We start from the raw sequence: 24,951 nt of genomic DNA, 5'->3' as shown, positions 1-24,951 counted from the left end.
CACTTATCCATTGATCGAAGGCGACCTGGTTGCCGATTACGAAGGTAAATTGTGGGAGCGGGTTTGCTCGCGAATGCGGTGGGTCAGTCTACACGTCCTTCTCTAGATACTCCGCTTTCGCGAGCAAGCCCGCGCCCACAAGGGTTATGTGTAGGTCTGGAGATCTAAGGGTCCAGCACACCGCCGCTGTAGCTGTCCGACAACCGTGTGCCGGTGAATTTGGCCACCACCGCCCCCTGGGCCACCCGGCGCTCACGGTGGCGTGTCACCATGCGGCCGGTTTGCGCTGCCTGCAAAAACACTTCCGAAGACGGGTCGCCAGGGCAGCCTATAATGCGCGCGAAACGCTCGCCCTCTTCAACCAGGTCACCCAGGCTTTTTTCAAACACCAGCACGCCGGCACAGGGCGCGAGGACGGTTTCCATGCAGCCCATGTCCACCACTTCGCCCTGCCATTCGCTGATCGTGGCGACTTCATCAATCACGCCATTGATGCACAGCCACGCCCACAGCCCGTCGGCGTCTTGTTGCGCGAGCGCATCGCTGACATCGGCCTGCCCGCGCAATTCGACAGTCGCGGCCAAGCGCGGCGCGCCATGGTTGATGATGGTTTCTTCAAAAGAGCCGTCACCGCCTTCATCCCAGACAATCACCACCTCGACCTGCAACGCGGCCGCCAATGCCAGGCCTTGTTCAGGCCAGAAACTGCGATGAACGTAAAGGTACGGCAAGGCCTCATCGTCGGTATGCAGGTCCAGCACCAGGTCGGCGTCGGACGCCAACTGCACTAAACTTTTTTGCCAATGCGCCAGATTGCTCGCCGGGCGCTCCATGGCCAGGGAATGATCGAACGCACGGTTGAAGTTTTGCCCGGTGGCCTCATGGAAACGCCCGAGCAATTTGCCCTGGCGAAACTGGCCAATGCCAAAGGGGTTGGCCTGGGGCACCACGGTCACACTGCCGCGCAGGCGGCCCTGGGCCTGACACGCCTGCAAGCGCGGCAGCAGTTGGTGCAGCACCAGCATTCCGGCGATTTCATCGGCGTGTACACCCGCTTGCAGGTGCACCTTGGGGCCACTGCCGTCGCCTTCAAAGCGCCAGGCGCCGATGTGCAGTGTGTTGCCGGCATCGCCTGGCACCTGCCACGAAAGGTCTTTTGCCATGCCTTGCCCTCCTCTGATCATTTAATCGCTAGAGATTGAACACACGTTCAATTAACCTGAGCACCCTGGTCTTTTATCAAAGGCATGCCCGTGACCATCGACCCTCCCAAACTGCGCCGCGCCGACCCCGATGAACGCCGCGACTTATTGGTTGCCGCGACCCTTACCTGCCTGGCCCGTGACGGCCACGCCGGGATTTCCGTGCGCCGCATTGCCGCCGAAGCCGGCGTTTCGGTGGGTTTGCTCAACCACCATTTCGGCAGCATCGACGCATTGATCGCCGAGACTTACCACAAGCTCGCCAATGAGCTGACCAGCGCGTTATGGGCGCAAGTCGAGCTGGCCGAAGGCGCCGCTGCGCGCCTGGACGCGTTTCTTAGCGCGTCGTTTTCGCCACGGGTGATGGACCCCGACCTGCTCGGCGTGTGGGTGGTGTTCTGGAGCCTGATCCGCCACTCGCCCCACGTAAACCAGTCCCACGAAAACAGCTACCGCGCCTACCTGGCGCTGATCCAACAGCTGCTGGACGACCTGGCCCGCAGCGAAAACCTGCTGATCCACGACAGCCACCTGGCCGCCATTGGCCTATCGGCGATGCTCGACGGGCTCTGGCTCGAGGGGTGTCTGAACCCCGGTACTTTCAGCCCCGCCAACGGGCTGCACATCTGTCGTTGCTGGGTACAGGGGTTGCGTTACGGAGCATTCGGCGCCGACCACATCTTGTGATTCCGAGTGGCGGGCGCTGAGCATGGCCAGGGTGCCGCTGACCGCGATCAACACGGCGCCGATGATCAGCGACACATCCATTGACGTGCCCCAGATCAGGCTCGAAAGCAAAAACGCCCAGATCAACCCGGTGTATTCGAACGGCGCCAGCAAGGTCGCCGTGGCCCGGCGGAAACTCGCAAACAACAGGAACTGACCTATGCCGCCGACCAGACCTGCGGCCAGCATCCCCAACCAGGCCGGGGTCGGCGCTGGCGTGTGGGTCCAGGGCAAGGTCAGCGCCATACAAACCACGAACACCACATTGGTGATCAGCATCTGCTCCAGCACCGAGGTTGCCGGGTCGACCTGGCGCAGCTGGATATAGGTGAACGCCCAGCACAACGCGGCCGCCAGGGTCAGCGCGATAGGCACTGGATCGAGCATGTTGCTGGGGCGACAGGCGATCACCACACCCACAAACCCGATGATCAGCGCCACCCATTGCCCACGGCTGGCGCGCTCCTTGAGGATCAGCGCAGCCAGCAGCGTGACCATGACCGGCGCGGAGAAATACAAGGTGGTCATTTCCGCCAGGGTCAGGTCCTTGGCGGCGGTGTAATACAGCAACCACGCCAGCAGCGAGAGCAGCCCACGAATGATCAGCAGCTTGCGGCTCACCGAGCTCCACGCCCGACGCAACAAGCCCATGCGCCCGGCGATCACGCACGCACCGACCACCACCAGGCTGCGCCAGAACAGAATGCTGAACACCGAATAATCGGCCACCAGCCATTTGATCACCGCGTCCTGCAACGCCAGAAACGCGTAGGCCAATGAGCACAGGGCTATCCCTTGCAGCGCGCCGTCCTGTTTCATCCCGCCGACCTGCGCAGCGGCGTGCCGCGCCGTTCGGCGATGGCGTAGACGCCCTCGATGAGGAAGGTCAGGCACAGGTAAACACCGGCCACCAACAATAAGGGTTGATAGATCTGCAAGGTCTGCGCACGTACGACGTTAGCCGCGCCCAGCAGGTCGACCACGGCAATGGTCGATGCCAGCGCGGTGGATTTGAGCAGCATCACCGTCTCACCGGCCAAGGTCGGCAACAGCAGGCGCATTGCCCGTGGCAAGCGCACCCGCAGCAGGGCCTGGCGCGGGGTCATACCAAATGCCGAAGCGGCTTCCATCTCGCCCTTGGGCACCGCCAGCAGGCCACCGCGAATCACTTCACCGACGTAGGCGCCCACCGACAACACCAGGGCGAACACGATGTACCAGTAGCCGTCACGCAGGAACGGCCACAAAAAACTGCCGCGGATCATCGGGAACTGGGCAAACAGGCTGCCCAGGCCGTAGTAGAAAATGTAGATCTGGATCAGCAGCGGCGTACCGCGCAGCACACTGGTGTAGGCCAGCGCACCGCGCGCCAGCCATTTGCGCCGTGATAACCGCGCCAGAGCCACCAGCACCGCGAGGGCAAAACCGAGCACGGCGCTGATCAACAGCAATGACAAGGTGGTCTGCAAGCCCTTGGCGATCAGCCCGGCGTAGTAACTTATCCACTCAGGCATGCGCGCCTCACTCGACAACCGGCATCCAGCGACGAATACGTCGTTCCAGGCGTCCGGACAGGTAGTTGGAAGCCAGCGTCACCAGGTAATACAAGGCGGCGGCCGTGAGGTAGAACAGCAAGTAATGACGGGTGGAACCCGCCGCCTGCTTGGCGGTGTACAGCAGCTCATTGGTACCGACCACGCTGATCAAGGCACTGTCCTTGATCAAGTTGATCCACAGGTTGGACATCCCCGCCAGCGCATACGGCGCCATGATCGGCAAGGTCACCCGGCGAAACAGGCCAAAGCCGCTCAAGCCGAAGGCCCGCGCCGCTTCGATCTGGCCGTGGGGAATCGCCAGGATTGCCGCGCGGAAAATCTCTGACGCATAGGCGCCCTGTACCAGCCCCAATACCAGGATCGCCACCAACGGCCCGCTGATGTTGACCTGGGCAAAACCCAGCCACAGCATCAACGCGTTGAGGCCCATGGAGCCTGCGTAATACAGCAGCAGGATCAGCAGCAGTTCCGGCACCGCGCGAAACACCGTGGTGTACCCGCGCATCAACAGCGCAATCGGGCGCGGCGCACTGAGCTTGGCGCAGGCCACCACCAGGCCGATCAGCAAGCCCACGGCAAACGCGCCAACGGAGATTTGCAGGGTCATCCATAACCCTTTGAGCAGTGCGTTGCCCCATCCTTGGTCACCAAAGCTGAGGAGATCGAGCATTATTCGGTCTTCTGGGCGATTTGCTGATAGGGGCTGTCACAGGTCTTGCTCACAAAGGCCGGCGTGTCACCGCGCTTGCACGGGCTGACCGACAGGCCGAAATAGTGCTGGGACAAGTCGTCATAGTCCTTGCTCACCAGCAGTTCGCCGATGGCTTTGTCCAGGCGTGCCTTGAGCGCGGTGTCTTCCTTGCGCAAACCAGCGCCGACGCCACGCCCGATGATCGGGTCGTAGGGCACGCTGGCGATATGCGCCAGGCCGCTGGCCTCCGGGGTCTTGACCATCATGGCGATGGCGGTGTCGTCGGCCATCATGTAGTCGATACGCCCGGCGATCAGGTCGGCATTCGCCGATTCCTGGGTGTCGTAGTACTTGAGGTCAGCAATGTTCTCGTAGTACTTCTTCAGGTAGTTGGCGCTGACCGTGGAGATCTGCACGCCGATCAACTTGCCCTTGAGGCCTTCGGGGGTGATGTCCACCGTAGCGCCTTTGGGGCCTGCCACGCCCAGCAGTGAATCGTAATAGGCGCGGCTGAAGGCGATTTGTTTTTCACGTTCATCGGTGACCGACATCGAGGAGAAAATCACGTCGATTTTCTTCGCCAGCAACGACGGAATGATGCCGTCCCACGCCACTTCCTTGATCTGACATTCGGCTTTCATGCCTTCACACAGCTTGTGGATCAGGTCCACTTCAAAGCCCGACCACTGGCCGTTACCGCCTTTTACGGTGAACGGCGGATAGGGTTCGGCCGCCACCGCGAACACGATGGGTTTTTCTGCCGCCAGGGTAAAACCTGCGGTCAACATCAACACTGCACTGCCCAACCACGTTGCCATGCGTTTGCATTTCATGATTTGCCCCGTCTTTTTCTGGAGTTAGCGAGTTTGATGCGCGTTGACGAACTGTCGGCAACGCTCACTGCGTGGGTCGAGGAACACCGCGTCCGGCGTGCCGGTTTCTTCGATCAAGCCTTGGTGCAGAAAAGCCACTTTGGAGGACACATCCCGGGCGAAGGCCATTTCATGGGTGACCAGGATCATGGTGCGGCCTTCTTCGGCCAGGGAGCGGATCACACGCAGCACTTCGCCCACCAGTTCGGGGTCGAGGGCTGAGGTGGGTTCGTCGAACAGCATGACTTTGGGACGCATGGCCAACGCGCGGGCAATCGCCACACGCTGCTGTTGGCCGCCGGACAGGAACGCCGGGAATTCATTGCGTTTGGCGGCCAGGCCAACGCGGTCGAGCAAGGCTTCGGCGCGCTCGATGGCCTCGGCACGGCTTTCGCGCAGCACCTGGGTGGGCGCTTCGATAAGGTTTTCGAGGACGGTGCGGTGCGGCCACAGGTTGAAGTTCTGGAACACCATGCCCAGGGTCGAGCGGATGCGTACCAATTGCTTGGCATCGGCCACCAGCGGCGCGCCGGGCATGCCGTAGTTGAGCTTGATGCTTTCACCGTCGACATGGATGCTGCCCTGGTCGGGCACTTCAAGCATGTTGATGCAGCGCAGCAAGGTGCTTTTGCCTGAGCCGCTGGCGCCGATCAGCGAAATCACCTCACCTTCGTTGGCCGTGAGCGAGATGCCTTTGAGCACTTCGATATTGCCGAAGCGCTTGTGCAGGTCGATCACCTCAATCATCTTGCGCGCTTCGACAGGCGGCAGCACGTCGATCTCAGGCGTCGGCGCCACACGCGGCTCGCCCGCAAGCTTGGCGACGAACCTGGCGATACGCTGGCAGGCTTCGGCCAGGCGTGCTTCGCCCAAGGTGAACGACAGCCGCACAAACCCTTGCGCCGGCTCGCCAAACGCCGCGGCATCCAGCACCGAAACACCCGCCTCGCGGAACAGGCGCCAGGCAAAATCCAACGACCCCAGGCCCGTGCCACGCACGTCTACCAGCACAAACATCCCGGCTTGCGGCGCCTGTACCTTGATGCCCGGGCACGCACTCAGGCCGGCCACGACCAAGTCACGGCGGCGCCGGTAGATGTCGCGCATGCCCACCGTCACGTCATCATGGGCCAGCACGGCTGCTGTGGCGGCTTCCATCACAAAACCCGGCAGGCCGTAGAGCATGCTCAGCACCAGGGTTTCGGCGTGGGCGATCATTTCCGGCGAGGCGATCAACCAGCCGGTTCGCCAGCCGGTCATGGCGTGGGATTTGGACAGGCTGCCAATCACGATGCAGCGCTCGGCCATGCCGGGTAACGCGGCGAGGCTGTGGTATTGGCCGTCAAACACCAAGCTTTCGTAGACCTCATCCACCACCACCCACAGGTCGTGGGCGGTGGCCAGGTCGGCTATCGCTTGCAGTTCCTGCCGGTTGAGCACCACGCCGGTGGGGTTATTGGGGTTGGAGAAGAAGATGGCACGGCTGCGCGGGGTGATGGCGGCAGCCAGGCGTTGTGCATCCAGGCGAAACCCGGACTCCGGCGAGCACGGTACGCGCACCAGGGTGGCGCCACTGGCTTTGAGCGTGGCTTCGTAGGTGACGTACATCGGGTCGAGCACCAGCACTTCATCACCGGCTTGCAGCAGGCACAGGGAACTGATGAACAACGCGTTCTGTGCGCCGGGCACGATGATCACGTTGTCGGCGTTTAGTGAGCGTGCCAGGGTCTTGCTGTAGCGCGCCGCCACAGCCTCGCGCAGGGCGGCGCGGCCGGGGATTTCGGTGTAGTGCGTGTCACCGCTGTGCAATGCGCTGACTGCGGCTTCGGTGATGAAGGCCGGCGTGGCGAAATCGGGGTCGCCGACGCTGAGGATGATGATGTCTTCGCCCTGGCTGGCAGCCTGGAACGCGGCGTGGTGGATGTCCCAGGCGGCGACGCCCTGCCCTGCAATTCGTTCGACGAAGGGGGAAAACCGCATGCCAGAGCCTCTCGTTCAAGAAGAAAAAGCGCGAACCCGGTTGTGTGCAAACGGGTGGATGCGGTCAACATAGTGCAAACTGAACAGTCGTTCAATGGGTATGTTTGAGGGGGTGTCGTTTATCGAGTGAACAGGTCGTGAATAACATTTGCGGGGGGAGTTTGAGTGTGGCGGATGAGTGCATACCCGTTATTGGGGTAACGGCGGCTAAGGGTTGCGCCCTGACGGCGGTTCACCTTGGCAACAGCAGAGCTGCACGCGATCAAATGTGGGGGCTGGCTTGTCGAGCCAGCTCCCACACTTGGAGCAGCAGGCAGATCAGATCAGATCAGGATAAAAATTAGCGCCAACCCAGCGAAAATCGCCCATTTTTCCAGGTAATACCGCGCACGATTACGCTTTTTCAGTTCCTTGCCACGCAAACGAATCTTGTACAACCGCGTAAACGCGCGGTTCAAACCACCGGTCTTGTCACCCTCATCATTAGGCGAACCCGCAGCCGCCATTACATTACGACTGAACCAACGGTTAAACGCCGCCGCCCAGCGGTACTTCATCGGGCGCTCAATGTCACAGAACAGAATGATGCGGTTCTGCTGCGTAGTGTTTTCCGCGTAGTGAATGTAAGTCTCGTCAAACATCACCGGCTCACCGTCCCGCCAGTAGTAACTCTCGCCATCCACATTGATGTAGCAACCCGGATCGTTCGGCGTGTCCAAGCCCAGGTGGTAACGATAAGAGCCTGCATACGGGTCACGGTGGCGCACCAGCTTGGAGCCCGGCGGCAGCTCGGCAAACATCGCCGCCTTGATCGAGCCAATGCCTTGCACCAGCTCAGTGGTACGCGGGCACAGCTTCATCGCCGACGGGTGACTGTCGCCGTACCACTTAAGGTAAAAGCGCTTCCAGCCCGACTTGAAAAACGAGTTGAAACCCACGTCATTGTATTGGTCCGAGCGCTTGATCTCGCCCGCGCGCATCAGGTTCTGACCTTCCTGGCGGATTTCCTCCCAGTGCTCCTGCAGCGGGCTCAGGTCCGGAAAGTCGCTGGGCGACAGAAACGGACGGCTTGGCTGCTTGGAAAACAAGTAGAGGAAACAGTTGATCGGCGCAAGGAACGTCGAGTGATCGCTAAGCTGGCGACCCAGCTTGTGTCGCACTCTGCCACGCAGGTGAACATACGCAATGGAGGCAACGTAGAGAACAACAATGATGAGTTTCAAGGGATTCGTCACAAGTTAGAAGAGAACAGGCTGCTCCTGCATGCCCACAACGGCCGAGGATAAATAAGCAGCACCTGAAATCACGATTACATAGTGGCGGCTGGCCGGACGAGTCACTTCCTAAACCACGCCTTAGACCTTTATTTAGCCACAGTTTGTAACCAAAGGTTAACTAAGAATTGTGAAAAGCTGTCTACGCAACGCGTAGGACTCACGTGCGCCTGCCTGGATGCAAGCCCAGAGTGAGGCTATTTACAGCGCAGGCGGTTGCGCTGGCAACCCACAAAAAACTCGGCATCCAACCAGGTTCAATCCCCTTTCAGTTACCATCGCGCCAATCAATCAATCTCCAGCAAAAGGAACTTGCATGAAACTTCAACCAGACCCGGACTTCACCGCGCTTCAGGGCGCCTGGGAGCAGACTTCCCTGGAAGACAGCGGCGTACTCAACCCTGCGGACGCACACAGCGCGCCAGGCGCCATTACCACGATTGAGGGTGATCAGTTCGAAGTCCGAACCGTCGCTGGCAACGTATTGCTGGCTGGCCGGTTTTCCCTGGACAGCAGCACCACGCCCAAACGTATTACCTGGGTAGATTCCATGGGCGATGACGCCGGCAAAGCGTTACCCGCCAGTTATCGCCTCGAGGGCGATAATTTTGTGTTTATCGCAGCGGATGAAGGCATGCCCCGCCCAACGGTCTTCAGCACCGGGCCAGGGCAAACCATGCGCACCTTCGTGCGCCGCACCTGAAAACCGCATGCCATCCGAAACGCCGACATGCTTTTCACACGGTGTTTACTTCCTGGCCTTTAGCGTAAGGCCACCTACTCCAGTGAATCACTTGGCCCGCCTCTTCTCTCGCGGGCCTTTTTTTGAGCGCGAAAAACCCGCTCAAACGGCGCGCTTGATGGCCGTCAGGGTGAAACACAACGGCAATTGGGCCGACTGGTGCTCGTACTGGTCATACAGCTCCTCGCGGTTGGAGTGCGGATACTCCTGCAGATGCTCGATCTGCAAGTGCGCCGCAATCGCCGCGGTGACGACGCTGCCCAGGGTATGCACATACCAGTAGGACGTCGGCCCAGGCACCTCTGTCAGCCCTTCATACACAATTGACGCCTGCAACACGAACGGATCGCGTTGAAAATACGAGCTGTCGGGCAAAAACGGGTTGCTGGCCTGAGGGTCGAAGACTTCCAGGAAAGGGTGAGTCTCGTAGATCACCAGGGTGCCGCCGGGCTTGAGGGTACTGGCCACGTGCTGCATGAACAGCGCCACATCCGGCATCCAGCCGAGTACGCCAATCGTCACCAAGGCAATATCGAACCGGCCAAGCAAACGCTCAGGCAGGTGATGGATATCGGCTTCGATGAATTGCGGGTTATGCGGGGAAATATCAGCCAACTCCCGAGCTTGCGCCAGAAAGGCTGTCGATTGATCGACACCCACCACCTCGCGCGCGCCCAGGCCAAACAGCGACAGGCTTTCACGCCCGTTGTTACAGCCGACTTGCACCACCGACTTGCCGGCAACGCCGACGGTTTGCAACAACGCGGTGATGGTGGGGTCGAGGCAGGAAAAAGCCGGCTCAACGACTGATTGCAGCAAGGTGTTCCAGGTCGCAGTATCTTTGTGCAGCGCGGCAGAGGCGTCCCAGGCGGCCTTATTATCGGCGATTGCCTGTTGGGCTGAGGGCATGTCCATTGCGTCTCCAGGGAGTCATTTCAGCGGGCTACGGAAAATAATCCAAACGCCCGCCAGATGAAACCCTCAGCGGCAGCGAAACTTCTGTTCAGGCCCACGGGTCACTAGCCCAATGAGTGTCCAGCCCCTGAACACCCTTTGCGAAGACAACGCCGTGGCCAATCACTCTGACTTGCGTAATACCTTGTCCCTGGACAGCCTCAATTTTTTCCTGGCCGATGTGCGCGACGGCCTCGGGCCTTACCTGGCGATTTACCTGCTGGCCGTGCACAAATGGGACCCGGCCAGCATCGGCGTGGTCATGACCCTGGCGGGCATCGCCGCACTGGTCACCCAAGGCCCGGCGGGCGCGCTGATCGACCGCACACGCAGCAAGCGCGCGGTGATTGCGGCGGCTGCCATCCTGGTGACCATCAGTTGCCTGATGCTGCCATTTGTCAGCGCCTTCAGTTGGGTGGCCTTGACCCAGGCCGCCAGTGCCGTGGCCGCCTCGGTGTTTGCACCGGCCATATCGGCCATTTCCCTCGGAATTACCGGGCCACGCGCCTTCACCCGCCGAACGGGGCGCAACGAAACCTTCAACCACGCCGGCAATGCTGTGGCAGCGCTGCTGGCCGGCGGCCTGGCGTACCTGTACGGCCCGGTGGTGGTGTTTTACTTGATGGCCTTTATGGCGCTGGCCAGTATCGTGGCCGTGAGTTGTGTGTCGGCCAAGGCGATTGACCATGAAGTCGCCAGGGGCTTTGACCCGGCCCACCACAGCGATCACGAACAACCGTCCGGTGTGAAAGTCCTGCTGGCCAACCGGCCGCTGCTGGTATTCGCCATCTGCTGCGCCCTCTTCCACCTGGCCAATGCGGCGATGCTGCCGTTGGTCAGCCAGAAGCTTGCGCAGATCAACTTGCAAATGGCTACGCCGCTGACCTCGGCGTGCATCGTCGCCGCGCAGTTGGTGATGGTGCCGATGGCCTGGCTGGTGGGGTTCAAGGCCGATGTGTGGGGTCGCAAACCGCTGCTGCTCGCAGGTTTCCTGATCCTGCCACTGCGCGGCGTGCTCTACACCTTGTCCAGTGATCCTTACTGGCTGGTGGCGGTACAGATGCTCGACGGCATCGGCGCGGGGATCTTTGGCGCGCTGTTCCCGGTGATCGTCAAGGACCTTACCCAGGGCACCGGGCGCTTTAATGTTAGCCTCGGCGCGCTGTCCACGGTGTTTGGCCTGGGTGCGGCGTTGAGTAGCAGCCTGGCCGGTTTCGTGGTGCAACAGGCCGGCTACAACGCGGCATTCCTGACCCTGGCAGGCGTGGCGGCCGTGGCCTTGGCGCTGTTATGGCTGGCGATGCCGGAGACCTTGGAGAAACCATCGTTCGCCTGCCATACAACTGTCGCCTGACATATGCGACAATGCGCGCCAAATTCCAACACACAGCCAAAATTTTCTGCTCAGCGACCGGGTTTCGCGCCTTGATGTCGCTGTTGACGCATGCCTGAAGGCTCATGCCGCCACGCTCGCAACTCATTGATAGGTAAAGTAATTGATCTCCACAGCTAACATCACCATGCAGTTCGGCGCCAAGCCGCTCTTTGAGAACGTCTCGGTCAAATTCGGCGCCGGCAACCGTTATGGTTTGATCGGTGCCAACGGTTGCGGCAAGTCGACCTTCATGAAAATCCTCGGCGGCGACCTCGAGCCGTCCGGCGGCCAGGTCATGCTGGAGCCAAACGTGCGCCTGGGTAAACTGCGCCAGGACCAGTTCGCCTACGAAGAATTCACCGTACTCGACACCGTGATCATGGGCCACGAAGAGCTGTGGCGGGTCAAGGCTGAGCGTGACCGCATCTACTCGCTGCCGGAAATGAGCGAAGAAGACGGCATGGCCGTTGCCGAGCTCGAAACCGAATTCGCCGAAATGGACGGCTACACCGCCGAATCCCGCGCCGGTGAACTGCTGCTGGGCCTGGGTATTCCGCTGGAGCAGCACTTTGGCCCGATGAGCGAAGTCTCACCAGGCTGGAAACTGCGCGTATTGCTGGCCCAGGCGCTGTTCTCCGACCCTGAAGTGCTGTTGCTCGACGAACCGACCAACCACTTGGACATCAACACCATCCGCTGGCTGGAAAACATCCTGACCCAGCGTTCCAGCCTGATGATCATCATCTCTCACGACCGTCACTTCCTGAACAGCGTGTGCACCCACATGGCTGACCTGGACTACGGCGAGCTGCGCCTGTTCCCGGGCAACTACGACGAGTACATGACCGTGGCGACCCAGTCCCGCGAGCAGCTGCTGTCGGACAACGCCAAGAAGAAGGCGCAGATCTCCGAACTGCAATCCTTCGTCAGCCGCTTCTCGGCCAACGCCTCTAAAGCCAAGCAAGCCACGTCCCGCGCCAAGGCGATCGACAAGATCCAGCTGGCCGAGGTCAAGCCGTCGAGCCGTGTGAGCCCGTTCATCCGTTTCGAGCAGAACAAGAAGCTGCACCGCCAGGCTGTGATGGTCGAAAAAATGGCCAAGGGCTTCGACGGCAAGCCGCTGTTCAAGGACTTCAGCTTCCAGGTTGAAGCCGGCGAGCGCGTGGCGATCATCGGCCCGAACGGTATCGGCAAGACCACCCTGCTGCGCACCCTGGTCAACGAACTGACCCCGGACGCCGGCAGCATCAAGTGGACCGACGCCGCAGAGCTGGGCTACTACGCCCAGGACCACGCCCATGACTTCGAAGACGACGTCACCCTGTTCGACTGGATGGGCCAGTGGACCCAAGGCGAACAAATGATCCGTGGCACCCTGGGCCGCATGCTGTTCTCCAACGACGAGATCCAGAAGTCGGTGAAGGTGATTTCCGGTGGTGAGCAAGGCCGCATGCTGTTCGGCAAGCTGATCCTGCAAAAGCCGAACGTGCTGATCATGGACGAACCCACCAACCACTTGGACATGGAATCCATTGAAGCGCTGAACCTGGCACTGGAAAACTACCCGGGCACGCTGATCTTCGTCAGCCACGACCGTGAGTTCGTATCGTCCCTGGCCACCCGCATCATCGAGTTGAGCGCCACCGGCGTGATCGACTTCAGCGGCACCTATGACGACTACCTGCGCAGCCAAGGCGTGGTGTTCTAAGCCCCCGCGGCTAGCCGGCTTGTTGTGGCGAGCAGGCTTGCCCTGCGCTGGGCTGCGAAGCAGCCCCAATAAAAAACACCGCGTTCTGCCAGGCAAAACGCGGTGTTTGGTTTTAGGGCCGCTGCGCAGCCCAGCGCAGGGCAAGCCTGCTCGCCACATCGAGCCTGTTCACCACAATAGACCGGCTTATGATGACGGGCCTCTTCAGCAAAACCCGTTAGCCAGCTTCCTTTTCCCCCACGCCCTTGCCATCATGCCCTCACCGCCCGCCCGCGAATGAGTGACCATGCCTGCCGCCGCCCCCAGCTCCCTGTCGATCACCCTGCAGATCGTCTCCATTGTCTTCTACACCTTTATCGCGTTTATCTGCATCGGCCTGCCAATTGCGGTGATCCCAGGCTATGTGCATGAACAACTGGGCTTCAGCGCCGTAGTCGCCGGGGTCACCATCGGCTCGCAATACCTGGCCACCCTGCTCAGCCGCCCGATGGCTGGGCGCATGTCGGATAACGTCGGCACCAAACGCGCCATTGTGTTGGGTTTGGCCGGCATCCTGGTCAGTGGCGTGCTGACATTTTTCGCAACCTTGCTTGAAAGCATCCCCGCCGTGAGCCTTGGGGTGTTGATCGTCGGCAGGCTGTTGCTCGGCGTGGCCCAAGGCCTGATCGGCGTTGGCACCATCAGTTGGTGCATGGGCGCGGTCGGTGCCGAACACACGGCGCGCTCGATCTCCTGGAACGGTATCGCGTCCTACGGCGCCATCGCGATTGGCGCGCCGCTGGGCGTGGTGATGGTGGCCGACTATGGCTACACCAGCCTGGGCGTCGCGCTGTCCGTGTTGGCCGCCTTGGGCCTGGTGTTGATCCGCAATAAACCGTCGGTGCCGGTGGTGCGTGGCGAGCGGCTGCCGTTCTGGTCGGTGTTCGGGCGCATCGCGCCGTTTGGCGCCAGCCTGTGCCTGGCGTCTATCGGCTACGGCACGCTGACCACCTTTATCACCCTGTATTACCTCAACCGTGGCTGGGTCGGTGCGGCGTACTGCCTGACGGTGTTTGGCGTGTGTTTTATCTTGTCGCGCCTGGTGTTTATCTCCGCCATCAGCCGCTTCGGCGGGTTCAGCGCGGCGATTGCCTGCATGACCATCGAGACCGTCGGCCTGACCCTGTTGTGGCTGGCGCCCTCCACCGGTGTGGCGCTGATCGGCGCCGGGCTGACCGGCTTCGGTTTGTCGCTGGTGTACCCGGCGCTCGGCGTGGAGGCCATCAAGCAAGTGCCCAACAGCAGCCGTGGCGCGGGGCTGAGTGCGTATGCGGTGTTTTTTGATCTGGCCCTGGCGATTGCCGGGCCATTGATGGGCGCCGTGGCACTGAACCTCGGCTATGGCTGGATCTTCTTCTGCGCCGCGCTGCTGTCGGTCACGGCCCTGTGCCTGACCGTGCAGCTCAAGCGCCGCGCTTACTGATCAGCGGTCTGCAAACCGGCGCGGGTCGACTGACCCAGGGTATGCACGAAGAAGCGCCCCGCCTCCGAGATCAGGTCGCGGTGGATGCCTTCGCGGTCGACACCGTCGGCATCCGTGCAAATCGCCGGCATGGCCAGCAGTTGGTCGCTGTCACACGGCGCCATGAACACAAAGTGCCCGGCCCCGGCCAATAGTTTGAAATCCGGCGGCTGCGGCAGTTTGCGCGCCAGGGCAGCGGCGTTCTTGTCCACGGCCACCAGCTTGTCGCCGTCGCCACTGTAGAGCAGCACCGGCACGTGCACATCGGCCAACGTGTGGCGGCCAAACATCAGGCTCAACGGCGCCATCAGCATCAAGGCGTGAATACGCGGGTCGGCTTGCGGCTGCAGGTCTTCACGGTCGACCACCAGCTCACCTTTGGTGGTGCAGGCGTCGCGGTCTTCCGGGCGCTCCTGGCAATAGCGGCGCAGGCGGTCGAAATCCGGCTTGGCACCGGCCAGGATCAGCGCGGTTTCGCCGCCGGCGGAATAACCGATGACCCCCACTTGGTCGACATTGACGAACGGCGACAGCATCGTGTCGCCCAGGGTCGCGGTAATGGCTGCGGAAATCTGAATCGGCCGCCCGTACAAGTTGCTCACCGTGCCCAGGCGGCTGTGATCCTTGTAGTTGTCGCCGGGATGCAAAACGGCCACCACCACAAACCCTTTGCGCGCCAGCGAAGTGGCCAGGTCGTGCAGCGCCAGCGGTGTACCGGTGTTGCCGTGGGACAGCATCAGCATCGGGAAACGCCCGATAGCGACTTTGGAGTCCTGGGTGGCGGCCACGTGGTAGGGACCCAACTGCGTGGAATGTTCATCGTCGGTAGACGGGTAAAACGCGATGGCATTCATCGGCTGCTGATCCAGCGGGTCGAGAAAACTCATGCGATGAAAGCCCACACTCCAATGCGGGTGCGGCGCCGGGGCGGCGTGCACTGAAATCAGGCCACCGAGCAGGGAAAGAACCAAAACAGCACAAAGACGCATCATGGGGATGTCCACCTTTGCTGCGCGACCACGTTCAACACCCGCGGTATGTCGGTTTGAAAAGTCCATGGGCCAAGGCACTCGCTCCGGGTGATAAACCCATGCGTGCATAACCTGGGCCAAAGTAATGACAGCGGGTAAACGAAAAAACTCCGTACTCCGGTCGCGTTCAGGCGATCAGAATACAGAGTTTAGGCGCCCCGGTTCAGATTGGAACCGAACAGAGGCGAACTTTACACAAGCCTTACGCGGCGGCGAACAATTGTTCGTTGATCACTACGTTGGCGTCGCTCAAGGCCTTGCTGCGAACTTCTTCACCGTACGCCAGGCCTTGGGCGCGGACAAATTCGATATCAGTGATGCCGAGGAAGCCAAACACCAGTTTCAAGTAATCCTCGTGCCCCACATTGCTCGCCTGGCCCGCATGCAGACCGCCAGCGGTGGAAACAATGATCAGCTTCTTGCCGCCGCACAGGCCTTCAGGGCCGGCTTCGGTGTAACGGAAGGTTTGGCCGGCCACGGCAATACGGTCGATCCAGGCCTTGAGCTGGGACGGCACCGAGAAGTTGTACATCGGCGCACCGATGACTACAGCGTCGGCGGCGATGAATTCAGCCAGGGACGTAGCGCTCAGTTCGGCCTCGTGTTTTTGTACGGCGTCGCGCAATTCGGCAGCGGTGCCCAGGGCGCCCAGGGTCAGGCCGGAAAAGTGGCTGATGCCTTCGGCAGCCAAGTCACGATAGGTCACTTCCACACCTGGCTCAGCCGCTTGCCAGGCCTTGACCACACCAGCGCTGAGCTGACGCGAAGCCGAGTTGTCGCCGAGGATGCTGGAATCGATATGCAACAGTTTCATGCGGGTTCTCCAAGTGAGGATCGCGGCTGGGCGATCGAATGAAGTTAATCCTACACATGAACCCAATAGTCGATTAGACGGCACAAATGTGATTGTTCGTCCTGCCAGCAGGACAATCAGCTCGCCAACTCAGTGCGAAGACACATAAATCGATGCCGACGTAGGCGCCGGCAGCGCATAGGTGCGTTTCATCCACTGAATCTCCTCCTGGGGCGTACGCCCGAACAAGCGCTTGAACTCTCGGCTGAACTGCGAGGCGCTTTCATAGCCCACCTGGGCACATGCCGTGGCGGCAGTGATGTCGTTGCGCAGCATCAGCAAACGCGCCTGGTGCAGGCGCGTGGACTTGAGGTATTGCATCGGTGAGGTGTCGGTGACCGTGCGAAAGTGTGCGTGAAAACTCGGCACGCTCATCATCGCCTCGCGCGCCAACGCTTCCACGTCCAGGTGCTGGTGGTAGTCCCCATGAATCTTGCGGATTGCGCGTGCCACCTTGCCGAACTGGCCTTGGCGGTTAAGCGCGGCGCGCATCGAACCGCCCTGCTCGCCTGTAAGGATGCGGTAGTAGATCTCGCGCATCAGCGCGGGGCCGAGAACCTGTGCCTCCATCGGCGCACTCATGGCTTCGAGAAACCGCAGCAGCGACTCACTGAGTTTGTCGTCCATAGGCGAGGAATACATGCCGCGCGGCTTGGCTTCGAGCAATTCGGGAAACGCATCCAGCGCCAACATCAATTCGGCGGCGAGGGTGAAATCCAGGCGCAAGTACACCGCCAGCATCGGCTCTGCTTCGCTGGCCTCGGTTTCCATGGTGAACGGCACCGGCACCGACACCACCAGGTAATGCTGGGCGTCGTACAGGTAAATCTCTTCACCCAGGTAACCGCGCTTGCGCCCCTGGCAGACGATCACGATGCCGGGGTCGTACAGCACCGACACCCGGTGCAGCGGCCGATTTGAGCGCAGGAAACGCACATCCTCCAGAGCGCTCAGGTTATAGCCTTCGACAGGCGCCAAGCGCCCCATCAGCTCGATGATTTTTTGGGTGCGGCCCATGGCGCATGGCTCCTGGCGAAAACAGCACGGTACTGCGCAAACACCGATATGGCTATGCACTCATAGGAATAGGCAATCAGCACATTGGAATGGATATTCGCTCAAACCGCAGTGTTCCGTAGCCTGAAACAGCACTTTCAGCCTTCGGAGTTTGCCCATGCTTATCGTCTACAACCCTGCCACCGGCGAAGAAATCGGCCGTGTGACCAAGCACACCTCAGCCCAGGTCAAGGCCGCCGTTGACCGCACCTGCGCCGCCTTCCCCGAATGGTCCGGCAAACTCGCCAAGGAGCGCAGCGACATTCTGCGCCGCTGGCACGACAGCGTTAAGGCGGACAAGGAGGCCTTCGCCGAACTGCTGTGCCGTGAAAACGGCAAGTGCCTGAGCGAAGCCCGAGGTGAAATCGACTATGGCCTGGGCTTTATCGAGTGGTACGCCGAAGAGGCCAAACGCGTTTACGGCGACACCATTCCCACCCACGACCGCAATGCCAATGTCATGGTGACCAAAGAAGCCATCGGCCCCGTAGCGGCCATTACGCCGTGGAACTTCCCGTTCATGATGATCACCCGCAAAGTCGCCACGGCCCTGGCCGCCGGCTGCACCATGGTGATCAAGCCCGCCGAAGACACACCGCTCACCGCCCTCAAGCTGCTGGACTACGCACGCAAGGCCGGTATCGAAGCCGGTGTGCTTGAAGTGGTGGTGGGTGATCCCAAGGAGATCGGCCTGATCCTCACTGGCGACCCACGTATCCGCAAGATCTCGTTCACCGGCTCCACCGGTGTGGGCAAATTGCTCGCAGCGCAGTGCGCAGCGACTATCAAGAAGATGACCCTGGAGCTGGGCGGCAATGCGCCGTTTATTGTGTTTGAGGACGCCAACCTGGATGAGGCGGTAAAAGGACTGGTCGGCGCCAAACTGCGCAACTCGGGCCAGGTGTGCATCTCGCCGAACCGGATCTTTGTGCAGCAGAGCATTCTCGAAGACTTTATCGAACGCATGAAGGCTGCCGTCGCCAACATCGAAGTGGACCAGGGCCTGCGCGAAGGCTTTGTGGTCGGGCCGCTGGTCAATCAACTGGGTTTTGACAAAGTCGTGCGTCTGGTCGAGGACGCCAAGGCGGCGGGCGCCAAGGTGCTGATGGGCGGCAAACCCCACGCCAAGGGCGGGCTGTTCTATGAACCGACCGTATTGACCGGCTTGCAGGACGATTCACCGCTGGCGACCGAGGAGATCTTCGGCCCCGTGTTCGCCGTCTACTCGTTCAAGGACGAAGAAGAAGTCATCGCCCGCGCCAACCAGACCGAGTTCGGCCTGGTGGCCTATGCCTACACCAGCGCGCTGGGCCGGTCGTTGCGCCTGTCACGTCAACTGGAGGCCGGCATGGTGATCCTCAACTCGGGTTCTGTGGGCACGGCGTCGGTCCCGTTTGGTGGCATCAAGCAGTCCGGCTATGGGCGTGAAGGCAGCTATTACGGGATCGAGGAGTACGTGCACGTGAAGTATGTGTTGATGGCGGGGGCGCAGTTCTAAGCCCTCTCACCCTCCAAAAGCCAGTGCCTGCAAGGTGCTGGCTTTTTTTAGGCTGGATTTGCGCACGCCACACGCGGATAGTTCGTCCCACTGACAGGACAATAGGTTGACCATGCAAGACCTCAACGACCTCTACTACTTCGCCAAAGTCGTCGAAGCCGGCGGCTTTGCGGCGGCCGGCCGGCTGCTGGGGATTCCCAAGTCACGGCTGTCGCGGCGCATCGCTGAACTGGAAGAACGCCTTGGCGCCCGCCTGTTGCAACGCACCACGCGGCAATTGACCCTCACTGCCGTCGGCGAGCGCTACCTGCGCCATTGCCAGGCGATGCTGCTGGAAGCGGAAATGGCCGACGAGGCCGTGGCCAGCATGTCCAGCGAACCCCGCGGGCGCCTGCGCGTGAGTTGTCCGGTGGGCATGGCGCAGCACATGTTGCCAGGCATCGTTGCCGGCTTTCTCGCCGCTCACCCACTGGTGCAGCTGGAGATGACCCTGGTCAACCGACGCGTCGACCTGGTGGCCGAAGGTATCGATGTGGCCCTGCGCGTGCGCGAGTTGGGCGATGAAGACCCGTTGCTGGTGACCAAGCGCCTGCGCCAGGCCCAGACAGTCTTGGTGGCCAGCCCGCAGTTCCTGCAAGGCCGCCAAATCAACACCCCGGACGATCTCAAGCAATTGCCGGTACTCGCTGCGCTTGAGGCCGATCGCCTGGTGCACTTGCGGTTGATCGACCCGCAGGGCAATACCGAAAACCTATCCATGGAAGCGCGCCTGGGCATCGACGACTTTATCGTGCGCAAAGCCTGCGCCTTGCAGGGCCTGGGCTTTACCCTGCTGCCAATGATGTATTGCGAAGAGGAGCTGGCCAGCGGCCAATTGGTGCAGTTGCTGCCGCAATGGTCTTCGCCGGGCGGCTGGTTGCAGGCGGTCTACCCGCACCGCCGTGGCGTGTTACCGGCGATTCGGGCCTGGATCGACTATCTGGAAGAAGCCTTCAAGGGTTGCGGAGACCGTTTGCTATGAAGATGAGCGAAGCACAAGTCGCGGCATTCTGCCTGGGCCTGCCCGGCGCGCGGGAAGACTACAAATGGGGCGGCGTGCGCGTGTTCTCGATTGCCGGCAACAAGATGTTCGCCCTGCAGAACCTGCGCGGTGACTCGCTGGCGTTCAAGGTCGACAAGGAGCTGTTCCTCGGCCATGTGGACCGCCCTGGCATCCACCCCGCGCCGTACCTGGCGCGGGCGCAGTGGGTGATCATGAACACGCCCTACCCGCTGGGCGCCGAGGAACTGCGTGGCCTGTTGCAGCGCTCGCACCAGTTGGTGGTAAGCAAATTGCCCAAGCGCGCGCAGGTGGGACTGAAGCTGGATTGATGGTTCAACGCGCAAACGGCAGTGCGCGCTCAATGGCCATCGCCGCCCCCAGCGCCAAATGCTCGTGCCAGGGCCGTGCAACGATCTGTACACCCACCGGCAAACCCGAGTCAGCAGTACCGGCGCGCACCACCACACAGGGCCAACCGGCCAGGCTGTATGGCAGCGTATGGCTGAACAACCCTGGCCGGGCGGTGCCCAACAGCGGCGCCGGGGCCGCGTCAACCGGGCACAGGATAATGTCGTAGTCCGCCATGAACCCCAGCATGGCACTGCGAAACTGATCCCAATCCGAGAGCAACTGTATCGCCTGTGCCCCGGAGCCTTTGCCCATTGCCCAGTAGCGCTCGGTAATATCGCGAGCATTACGCAATGCCGAAGGGAACGCCTGACGGACCACGGCGCCCGCACCCGCCAGCAGGTCGGCAGCCACCTGTAGCGTGACCTGGGTGCACGTGTCTATCGGTTCGATACCGCCCTCGCTGTACCAGGCGACGCGCAAACCATTCAGTGCCTGTGGAGGCATATCCGGCAGCGGCATTGGAATCACCCCACAATCGTGCCCATCCTCACCGGCGATCACCCGGAACACCAGGTCCAGGTCTTCGACATGCCGGGCCATCGGGCCGATCTGGCTGCGGCTATCACTCAACCCACCCGGGTGATCGAAAACCCCGGTGTTGGGCACCCGGCCCGTGGTGGGCTTCAAGGTACTGACCCCGCAAAAATGCGCCGGTATGCGCAGGCTGCCACCCGAATCGCTGCCCAGCCCCAGCGGCGAAAGGCCGGCAGCCACCGCAGCAGCTTCGCCACCGCTGCTGCCGCCGGGGCCATGGGACAGCGCATGGGGGTTACGGGTAGCGCCGTAGACCGGGTTATCGGTCACTCCACCGCCACCGCCCGGCGGGCAGTTGCTTTTACCCAAAAGAATGGCGCCGGCCGCTTTCATGCGCGTCACTGCAACAGCATCGTGCTGAGGACAATAATGAGCCCGATCAACCAGACCCGCTGCCGACACCACCCCACGGGTATCGAAAACATCTTTGACCGTGAAGGGAACGCCCTGCAACACGCCGCCATACTCGCCTTGGGCGATAGCACGATCAACCGCCCAGGCATCGGCCAACGCCGTATCGGCACAGACCTGCACCAGCGCGTTGACCGAGGGGTTGAGCGCCTCGATACGCGCAAGGTAAAAGCTGACGATGGCGGTGGAAGTAAACTTGCGCTGTTGAATCAGCGCTGCAAGCTCAGTTGCCGAATGATGTAGCAATGAATCTGAAAAAGACATTCGTGTGGGCCCCGTGCGCTCAAGTGCCCGAAGCATAACGCGAGCCTGTTGCCGGTTTACAGGGCCGTCTGGGTAAGCTGCCTCCCGCAATCGCGTAGGAAATATCCCAGACACCTCAACACTATAAAACCGAGAGCAGCGTGCCGCCCAGGAACAGCTGGTCCAGCCAGAACACTTGGTGCAGCAACACAATCACCCAGAACAGCACCTGATACGACACCTTGCGCGTCTTGTGGCGAAACACCTGCTGGGCAATCAGCGCCCCCGGCCAACCGCCCGCCAGCTCCACGGCATGCAGGATATTTTCGCGCACGCGCGGGCCTTCGGCTTGGGCCTTGCGTTTGTCGCCCCAGTACAGGAAAAACGCCACCACGCTGACCACGCCATAGGCGGCCAGCGGGATCAGCGTCTCGCCGCGATGCCACAACAGTGCCGCGCCAGTCAGCGGCGCGGCGCATAGCAAAACAAAGATGAACGCCTTCAAGCGCGGGTGTTGAATGCTCATGGCTTGACCGCCGTCCAGTCGATCCAGCCAAACTGCCAGGTCGCCAGGATCACCAGGCCAAACGCAATCCGATACCAGGCAAACGCCGCGTAACTGTGGCTGGCGATGAACTTGAGCAACGCCTTGACCGCAATCATCGCGAAGATGAACGAGGTGACAAAGCCGATGGCAAACACCGGCACGTCATCGGGCTGGAACAGGTGACGGTACTTGTAGCCCGAATACACCGCCGCGCCGACCATGGTCGGCATGGCCAGGAAGAACGAGAACTCGGTGGCGGTCTTGCGCGACAGGCCGAACAACAGGCCGCCGATAATGGTCGCGCCGGAGCGCGAAGTGCCTGGAATCATTGCCAGGCACTGGGCCACACCGACCTTGAGCGCGTCTTTCCAGGTGATCTCATCCACCGTTTCAGCGTGCACTGCATGTTGGCGGCGCTCGGCCCACAGCATGATCACCCCGCCCACCACCAGCGCGGTGGCCACCGTGATCGGGTTAAACAGGTAATGCTTGATCAGGTCGGCAAAAATCACCCCCAACACCACCGCCGGCAGAACTGCGATGATCAGGTTGACGGTAAAGCGCTGGGCGTTGCGCTGGGTCGGCAAGCCGATCACCACGTCGAGGATCTTGCGCCGAAACTCCCAGACCACTGCGAGGATCGCGCCCAGTTGAATAATGATGTTGAACGCTTCAAAGCGTTCTCCGCCGAAGCCGATCAAGTCGGCGACGATAATCTGGTGCCCGGTGCTGGAGATCGGCAGGAACTCGGTCAGCCCCTCCACCACGCCAAGAATCAATGCCTGTATGGCGGTCCAAAAATCCATGTATCCCCCAAAGGTCATGCGCTGCGGCATGCCTTGTCTGTCTTTTTAATGTTCACTGACCACGTGCAATCGTGATGCGCTGCGGATTTTCACCAGCCGTGCGCAAAAATTTCGTGAAAAATCAGGGAGTACTCAGGTTTTTCGATTACAGGCCGAAAGCCTATCAGACAAGCTGGAATTGTCGATGCAGCACACAATTATAAAAAGCACGGAGTGACAGGACGATGAACAGTTTGCGCAGCATGTCGATCAGCCGCCGTCTTTGGCTGATCCTGATAGTCGCCGTGTTGATGCTGCTGACCCTCGGGTTGCTGATGCTCAAGCAGATCCATGGCGACCTCTACCAGGCCAAACGCCAGCAGACCCAGCACGTGGTGCAAACCGCCAGCGGCGTGCTGGCTTACTACCAGAACCTTGAAAAAACCGGCGTTCTCACCCGCGAGGCCGCGCAACAGCAAGCCCTCAGCGCAGTCCGTGGCTTGCGCTACGACCACGATGATTACTTCTGGATCAACGACCTGACGCCCGTGATGATCATGCACGCGGCCAACCCCAAGCTCGACGGCCAGAACCTCTCGGCCATCCGCGACCCGGACGGTTTTGCGGTGTTCAATGAATTTGTGATCCTGGCCAAGGCCAAGGGCGCCGGCATCGTCAACTATCGCTGGCCCAAACCGGGCGCCGACGCGCCGGTGGAGAAGACCTCGTATATCCAACTGTTCGAGCCGTGGGGCTGGATTATCGGCTCGGGCGTGTACGTGGACGATGTGCAGGCCGAATTCACCGGCCAGGTGTGGAAAGCCTCGTTGATCGGCCTGGGCATTGCGCTGCTGATGGCGCTGTTGGTGATCCTGATCGCGCGCAGCATTGTGCATCCATTGCAGGCGGCGGTGAATGCCATGGGCAATATTGCCAGCGGCGAAAGCGACCTGACCCGCACCCTCGACACCCACGGGCGCGACGAGGTCACTCAATTGTCGCAGCACTTCAATAGCTTTACCGCCAAGCTGCGCCAGGTGGTCGGCCAATTACAGGAGTGTGCCAACGCGCTGGGCCAATCTTCCACGGAACTGGGCACCAATGCCAGCCAGGCCCACGACCGTAGCCAGCAACAATCCCAGCAGATGGAGCTGGTGGCTACCGCGATCAACGAAGTGACCTATGGCGTGCAGGACGTGGCAAAAAATGCCGAGCATGCCGCCAGCGAAATGCGCGACGCCCAGGCCCAGGCGCAGCAGGGCCAGGTGAATATCGACGGCAGCCTGCAACAGATCGACCAGCTCTCCAGCACCATCAGCCAGGCCGTGGAGGTGATCCGCACGCTGTCCAGTGAAAGCACACAGATTGGTGGTGTGCTGGAAGTGATCCGTTCGATTGCCGACCAGACCAACTTGTTGGCCCTCAACGCCGCCATCGAGGCGGCGCGTGCCGGTGAACAGGGTCGCGGGTTTGCCGTGGTCGCCGATGAAGTGCGGCTGTTGGCCCAGCGCACGCAGAAATCCACCGCCGAAATCCAGGTGATGATTGAGCGCCTGCAAGGGCATTCGGAAGCAGCGGTCAAAGTGATCAGCGACAGCCACAGTGCCTCGCAACTGACCATTGAACAAGCTGGCCAGGCAGGTGCGAGCCTCACCGCCATTGGCCAGGCGTTGCGTAACCTCAATGGGCTGAATGCCTCGATCGCCAGCGCGACCTTGCAACAGGCGCACGTGGTGGAGGATATCAACCAGAACGTCACCCAGGCGGCGGGTTTGTCCCACAGCACGGCGCTGGCGGCGGAGCAGTCCAGTGTGGCGAGCGCGCATTTGCGTGGGTTGAGTGAGCAGCTTGGAGGGTTGTTGCGCCAGTTCAAGATCTAGCACTCATGCTCGTTCCCACGCTCCGCGTGGGAACGCCGCCACGGACGCTCTGCGTCCAGGCCTGACGCGGAGCGTCTGG

At 61.1% G+C, this 24,951-nt stretch carries 22 protein-coding genes and 1 pseudogene; 9 read left to right on the top strand and 14 right to left on the bottom strand.

Annotated features, from left to right (window positions below; genetic code table 11):
- Nucleotides 1-164: 164 nt before the first annotated feature.
- The gene (locus AB4P96_RS16550; protein ID WP_099549736.1) at nt 165-1,163 is read right to left on the bottom strand and encodes a succinylglutamate desuccinylase/aspartoacylase family protein; all 999 of its coding nucleotides are present in this window, start codon (nt 1,161-1,163) and stop codon (nt 165-167) included.
- Between the two features lie 84 nt (nt 1,164-1,247).
- On the opposite strand from AB4P96_RS16550, the pseudogene AB4P96_RS16545 reads away from it, so the two are divergent.
- Nucleotides 1,248-1,793, top strand: a pseudogene (locus AB4P96_RS16545) (TetR/AcrR family transcriptional regulator); the annotation flags it as partial.
- Here the strand turns inward: AB4P96_RS16545 and AB4P96_RS16540 are convergent.
- The 6 genes from AB4P96_RS16540 to lpxO form a co-directional block, all read right to left on the bottom strand.
- On the bottom strand, nt 1,749-2,747 hold the full coding sequence (locus AB4P96_RS16540; protein ID WP_099549734.1) for a DMT family transporter: 999 nt from the start codon (nt 2,745-2,747) through the stop codon (nt 1,749-1,751). The pseudogene AB4P96_RS16545 and the gene AB4P96_RS16540 overlap by 45 nt on opposite strands.
- Nucleotides 2,744-3,442, bottom strand: coding sequence for an ABC transporter permease (locus tag AB4P96_RS16535; protein ID WP_017138806.1), 699 nt, complete (start codon nt 3,440-3,442; stop codon nt 2,744-2,746). Before AB4P96_RS16535 ends, AB4P96_RS16540 begins: the two co-directional genes overlap by 4 nt.
- A gap of 7 nt (nt 3,443-3,449) precedes the next feature.
- Complete coding sequence (locus tag AB4P96_RS16530; RefSeq protein ID WP_099549733.1) at nt 3,450-4,154, bottom strand: ABC transporter permease; 705 nt, start codon at nt 4,152-4,154, stop codon at nt 3,450-3,452.
- Entirely contained in the window at nt 4,154-5,008 is an 855-nt protein-coding gene (locus tag AB4P96_RS16525; protein ID WP_026013821.1) for a transporter substrate-binding domain-containing protein, read from the bottom strand. Before AB4P96_RS16525 ends, AB4P96_RS16530 begins: the two co-directional genes overlap by 1 nt.
- 24 nt (nt 5,009-5,032) lie before the next feature.
- Entirely contained in the window at nt 5,033-7,027 is a 1,995-nt protein-coding gene (locus AB4P96_RS16520; protein WP_395599799.1) for an aminotransferase class I/II-fold pyridoxal phosphate-dependent enzyme, read from the bottom strand.
- Nucleotides 7,028-7,350: 323 nt separating this feature from the next.
- The gene (lpxO, locus tag AB4P96_RS16515) at nt 7,351-8,250 is read right to left on the bottom strand and encodes a lipid A hydroxylase LpxO (protein ID WP_395599798.1); all 900 of its coding nucleotides are present in this window, start codon (nt 8,248-8,250) and stop codon (nt 7,351-7,353) included.
- A gap of 367 nt (nt 8,251-8,617) precedes the next feature.
- Here lpxO and AB4P96_RS16510 point away from each other — a divergent pair, with 367 nt between their 5' ends.
- On the top strand, nt 8,618-9,004 hold the full coding sequence (locus AB4P96_RS16510; protein ID WP_395599797.1) for a TIGR03067 domain-containing protein: 387 nt from the start codon (nt 8,618-8,620) through the stop codon (nt 9,002-9,004).
- Between the two features lie 141 nt (nt 9,005-9,145).
- Here AB4P96_RS16510 and AB4P96_RS16505 read toward each other — a convergent pair whose 3' ends face one another.
- Nucleotides 9,146-9,958, bottom strand: a complete 813-nt coding sequence (locus AB4P96_RS16505) for a bifunctional 2-polyprenyl-6-hydroxyphenol methylase/3-demethylubiquinol 3-O-methyltransferase UbiG (protein WP_017138811.1) — start codon at nt 9,956-9,958, stop codon at nt 9,146-9,148.
- A 154-nt stretch (nt 9,959-10,112) separates the two neighbouring features.
- Here AB4P96_RS16505 and AB4P96_RS16500 point away from each other — a divergent pair, with 154 nt between their 5' ends.
- The 3 genes from AB4P96_RS16500 to AB4P96_RS16490 all read left to right on the top strand — a co-directional run bounded on the left by AB4P96_RS16500 (nt 10,113) and on the right by AB4P96_RS16490 (nt 14,542).
- Nucleotides 10,113-11,351, top strand: a complete 1,239-nt coding sequence (locus tag AB4P96_RS16500; RefSeq protein ID WP_099549900.1) for an MFS transporter — start codon at nt 10,113-10,115, stop codon at nt 11,349-11,351.
- A 142-nt stretch (nt 11,352-11,493) separates the two neighbouring features.
- Complete coding sequence (locus tag AB4P96_RS16495; protein ID WP_074854431.1) at nt 11,494-13,080, top strand: ABC-F family ATPase; 1,587 nt, start codon at nt 11,494-11,496, stop codon at nt 13,078-13,080.
- Between the two features lie 286 nt (nt 13,081-13,366).
- Complete coding sequence (locus AB4P96_RS16490) at nt 13,367-14,542, top strand: MFS transporter (protein ID WP_017138814.1); 1,176 nt, start codon at nt 13,367-13,369, stop codon at nt 14,540-14,542.
- Here AB4P96_RS16490 and AB4P96_RS16485 read toward each other — a convergent pair.
- From AB4P96_RS16485 to AB4P96_RS16475, 3 genes are all read right to left on the bottom strand, one after another.
- A complete protein-coding gene (locus AB4P96_RS16485) occupies nt 14,536-15,573 on the bottom strand; it encodes a dienelactone hydrolase (protein ID WP_017138815.1) in 1,038 nt (345 codons plus the stop codon). The two genes, AB4P96_RS16490 and AB4P96_RS16485, sit on opposite strands and share 7 nt — an antisense overlap.
- Before the next feature lie 241 nt (nt 15,574-15,814).
- Nucleotides 15,815-16,426, bottom strand: a complete 612-nt coding sequence (locus AB4P96_RS16480; protein WP_017138816.1) for an FMN-dependent NADH-azoreductase — start codon at nt 16,424-16,426, stop codon at nt 15,815-15,817.
- Nucleotides 16,427-16,555: 129 nt separating this feature from the next.
- Nucleotides 16,556-17,482, bottom strand: a complete 927-nt coding sequence (locus AB4P96_RS16475; RefSeq protein WP_169986125.1) for an AraC family transcriptional regulator — start codon at nt 17,480-17,482, stop codon at nt 16,556-16,558.
- Between the two features lie 157 nt (nt 17,483-17,639).
- Between AB4P96_RS16475 and AB4P96_RS16470 the strand changes: the two genes are divergently transcribed.
- The 3 genes from AB4P96_RS16470 to AB4P96_RS16460 all read left to right on the top strand — a co-directional run bounded on the left by AB4P96_RS16470 (nt 17,640) and on the right by AB4P96_RS16460 (nt 20,390).
- Nucleotides 17,640-19,019: an NAD-dependent succinate-semialdehyde dehydrogenase gene (locus AB4P96_RS16470; RefSeq protein ID WP_176992188.1), complete on the top strand. Its 1,380-nt coding sequence runs from the start codon at nt 17,640-17,642 to the stop codon at nt 19,017-19,019.
- A 112-nt stretch (nt 19,020-19,131) separates the two neighbouring features.
- Nucleotides 19,132-20,040 (top strand): LysR substrate-binding domain-containing protein, encoded by a 909-nt coding sequence (locus tag AB4P96_RS16465; protein WP_017138819.1) that lies wholly within the window; start codon nt 19,132-19,134, stop codon nt 20,038-20,040.
- Nucleotides 20,037-20,390, top strand: a complete 354-nt coding sequence (locus tag AB4P96_RS16460; RefSeq protein ID WP_017138820.1) for an MmcQ/YjbR family DNA-binding protein — start codon at nt 20,037-20,039, stop codon at nt 20,388-20,390. Before AB4P96_RS16465 ends, AB4P96_RS16460 begins: the two co-directional genes overlap by 4 nt.
- 4 nt (nt 20,391-20,394) lie before the next feature.
- On the opposite strand, the gene AB4P96_RS16455 is transcribed toward AB4P96_RS16460, so the two are convergent.
- From AB4P96_RS16455 to AB4P96_RS16445, 3 genes are all read right to left on the bottom strand, one after another.
- Nucleotides 20,395-21,681: an amidase gene (locus tag AB4P96_RS16455; RefSeq protein WP_236458996.1), complete on the bottom strand. Its 1,287-nt coding sequence runs from the start codon at nt 21,679-21,681 to the stop codon at nt 20,395-20,397.
- A gap of 121 nt (nt 21,682-21,802) precedes the next feature.
- Nucleotides 21,803-22,186 (bottom strand): DUF1294 domain-containing protein, encoded by a 384-nt coding sequence (locus tag AB4P96_RS16450; RefSeq protein ID WP_017138822.1) that lies wholly within the window; start codon nt 22,184-22,186, stop codon nt 21,803-21,805.
- Nucleotides 22,183-23,013 (bottom strand): undecaprenyl-diphosphate phosphatase, encoded by an 831-nt coding sequence (locus tag AB4P96_RS16445; protein ID WP_169986132.1) that lies wholly within the window; start codon nt 23,011-23,013, stop codon nt 22,183-22,185. The genes AB4P96_RS16450 and AB4P96_RS16445 overlap by 4 nt, the downstream gene beginning before the upstream one ends.
- A 224-nt stretch (nt 23,014-23,237) precedes the next feature.
- On the opposite strand from AB4P96_RS16445, the gene AB4P96_RS16440 reads away from it, so the two are divergent.
- A complete protein-coding gene (locus AB4P96_RS16440; RefSeq protein WP_170037461.1) occupies nt 23,238-24,872 on the top strand; it encodes a methyl-accepting chemotaxis protein in 1,635 nt (544 codons plus the stop codon).
- Nucleotides 24,873-24,951 lie beyond the last annotated feature (79 nt).

It is taken from the genome of Pseudomonas sp. B19125 (assembly GCF_044218855.1).
Lineage (GTDB): Bacteria > Pseudomonadota > Gammaproteobacteria > Pseudomonadales > Pseudomonadaceae > Aquipseudomonas > Aquipseudomonas edaphica.
The sequence above is the reverse complement of the archived record's forward strand: the minus strand, read 5'-3'. Positions and strand labels throughout refer to the sequence as shown.

What these genes read in the sequence shown, in the direction of transcription:
- AB4P96_RS16535 (WP_017138806.1), bottom strand. Translation starts at nt 3,442, where the DNA reads ATGCCTGAGTGGATAAGTTACTACGCCGGGCTGATCGCCAAGGGCTTG.
- AB4P96_RS16440 (WP_170037461.1), top strand. Translation starts at nt 23,238, where the DNA reads ATGAACAGTTTGCGCAGCATGTCGATCAGCCGCCGTCTTTGGCTGATC.
- AB4P96_RS16540 (WP_099549734.1), bottom strand. Translation starts at nt 2,747, where the DNA reads ATGAAACAGGACGGCGCGCTGCAAGGGATAGCCCTGTGCTCATTGGCC.
- AB4P96_RS16490 (WP_017138814.1), top strand. Translation starts at nt 13,367, where the DNA reads ATGCCTGCCGCCGCCCCCAGCTCCCTGTCGATCACCCTGCAGATCGTC.
- AB4P96_RS16485 (WP_017138815.1), bottom strand. Translation starts at nt 15,573, where the DNA reads ATGATGCGTCTTTGTGCTGTTTTGGTTCTTTCCCTGCTCGGTGGCCTG.
- AB4P96_RS16505 (WP_017138811.1), bottom strand. Translation starts at nt 9,958, where the DNA reads ATGGACATGCCCTCAGCCCAACAGGCAATCGCCGATAATAAGGCCGCC.
- AB4P96_RS16450 (WP_017138822.1), bottom strand. Translation starts at nt 22,186, where the DNA reads ATGAGCATTCAACACCCGCGCTTGAAGGCGTTCATCTTTGTTTTGCTA.
- AB4P96_RS16455 (WP_236458996.1), bottom strand. Translation starts at nt 21,681, where the DNA reads ATGTCTTTTTCAGATTCATTGCTACATCATTCGGCAACTGAGCTTGCA.
- AB4P96_RS16525 (WP_026013821.1), bottom strand. Translation starts at nt 5,008, where the DNA reads ATGAAATGCAAACGCATGGCAACGTGGTTGGGCAGTGCAGTGTTGATG.
- AB4P96_RS16475 (WP_169986125.1), bottom strand. Translation starts at nt 17,482, where the DNA reads ATGGGCCGCACCCAAAAAATCATCGAGCTGATGGGGCGCTTGGCGCCT.
- AB4P96_RS16510 (WP_395599797.1), top strand. Translation starts at nt 8,618, where the DNA reads ATGAAACTTCAACCAGACCCGGACTTCACCGCGCTTCAGGGCGCCTGG.
- AB4P96_RS16465 (WP_017138819.1), top strand. Translation starts at nt 19,132, where the DNA reads ATGCAAGACCTCAACGACCTCTACTACTTCGCCAAAGTCGTCGAAGCC.
- AB4P96_RS16520 (WP_395599799.1), bottom strand. Translation starts at nt 7,027, where the DNA reads ATGCGGTTTTCCCCCTTCGTCGAACGAATTGCAGGGCAGGGCGTCGCC.
- AB4P96_RS16460 (WP_017138820.1), top strand. Translation starts at nt 20,037, where the DNA reads ATGAAGATGAGCGAAGCACAAGTCGCGGCATTCTGCCTGGGCCTGCCC.
- AB4P96_RS16480 (WP_017138816.1), bottom strand. Translation starts at nt 16,426, where the DNA reads ATGAAACTGTTGCATATCGATTCCAGCATCCTCGGCGACAACTCGGCT.
- AB4P96_RS16470 (WP_176992188.1), top strand. Translation starts at nt 17,640, where the DNA reads ATGCTTATCGTCTACAACCCTGCCACCGGCGAAGAAATCGGCCGTGTG.
- AB4P96_RS16550 (WP_099549736.1), bottom strand. Translation starts at nt 1,163, where the DNA reads ATGGCAAAAGACCTTTCGTGGCAGGTGCCAGGCGATGCCGGCAACACA.
- AB4P96_RS16530 (WP_099549733.1), bottom strand. Translation starts at nt 4,154, where the DNA reads ATGCTCGATCTCCTCAGCTTTGGTGACCAAGGATGGGGCAACGCACTG.
- AB4P96_RS16445 (WP_169986132.1), bottom strand. Translation starts at nt 23,013, where the DNA reads ATGGATTTTTGGACCGCCATACAGGCATTGATTCTTGGCGTGGTGGAG.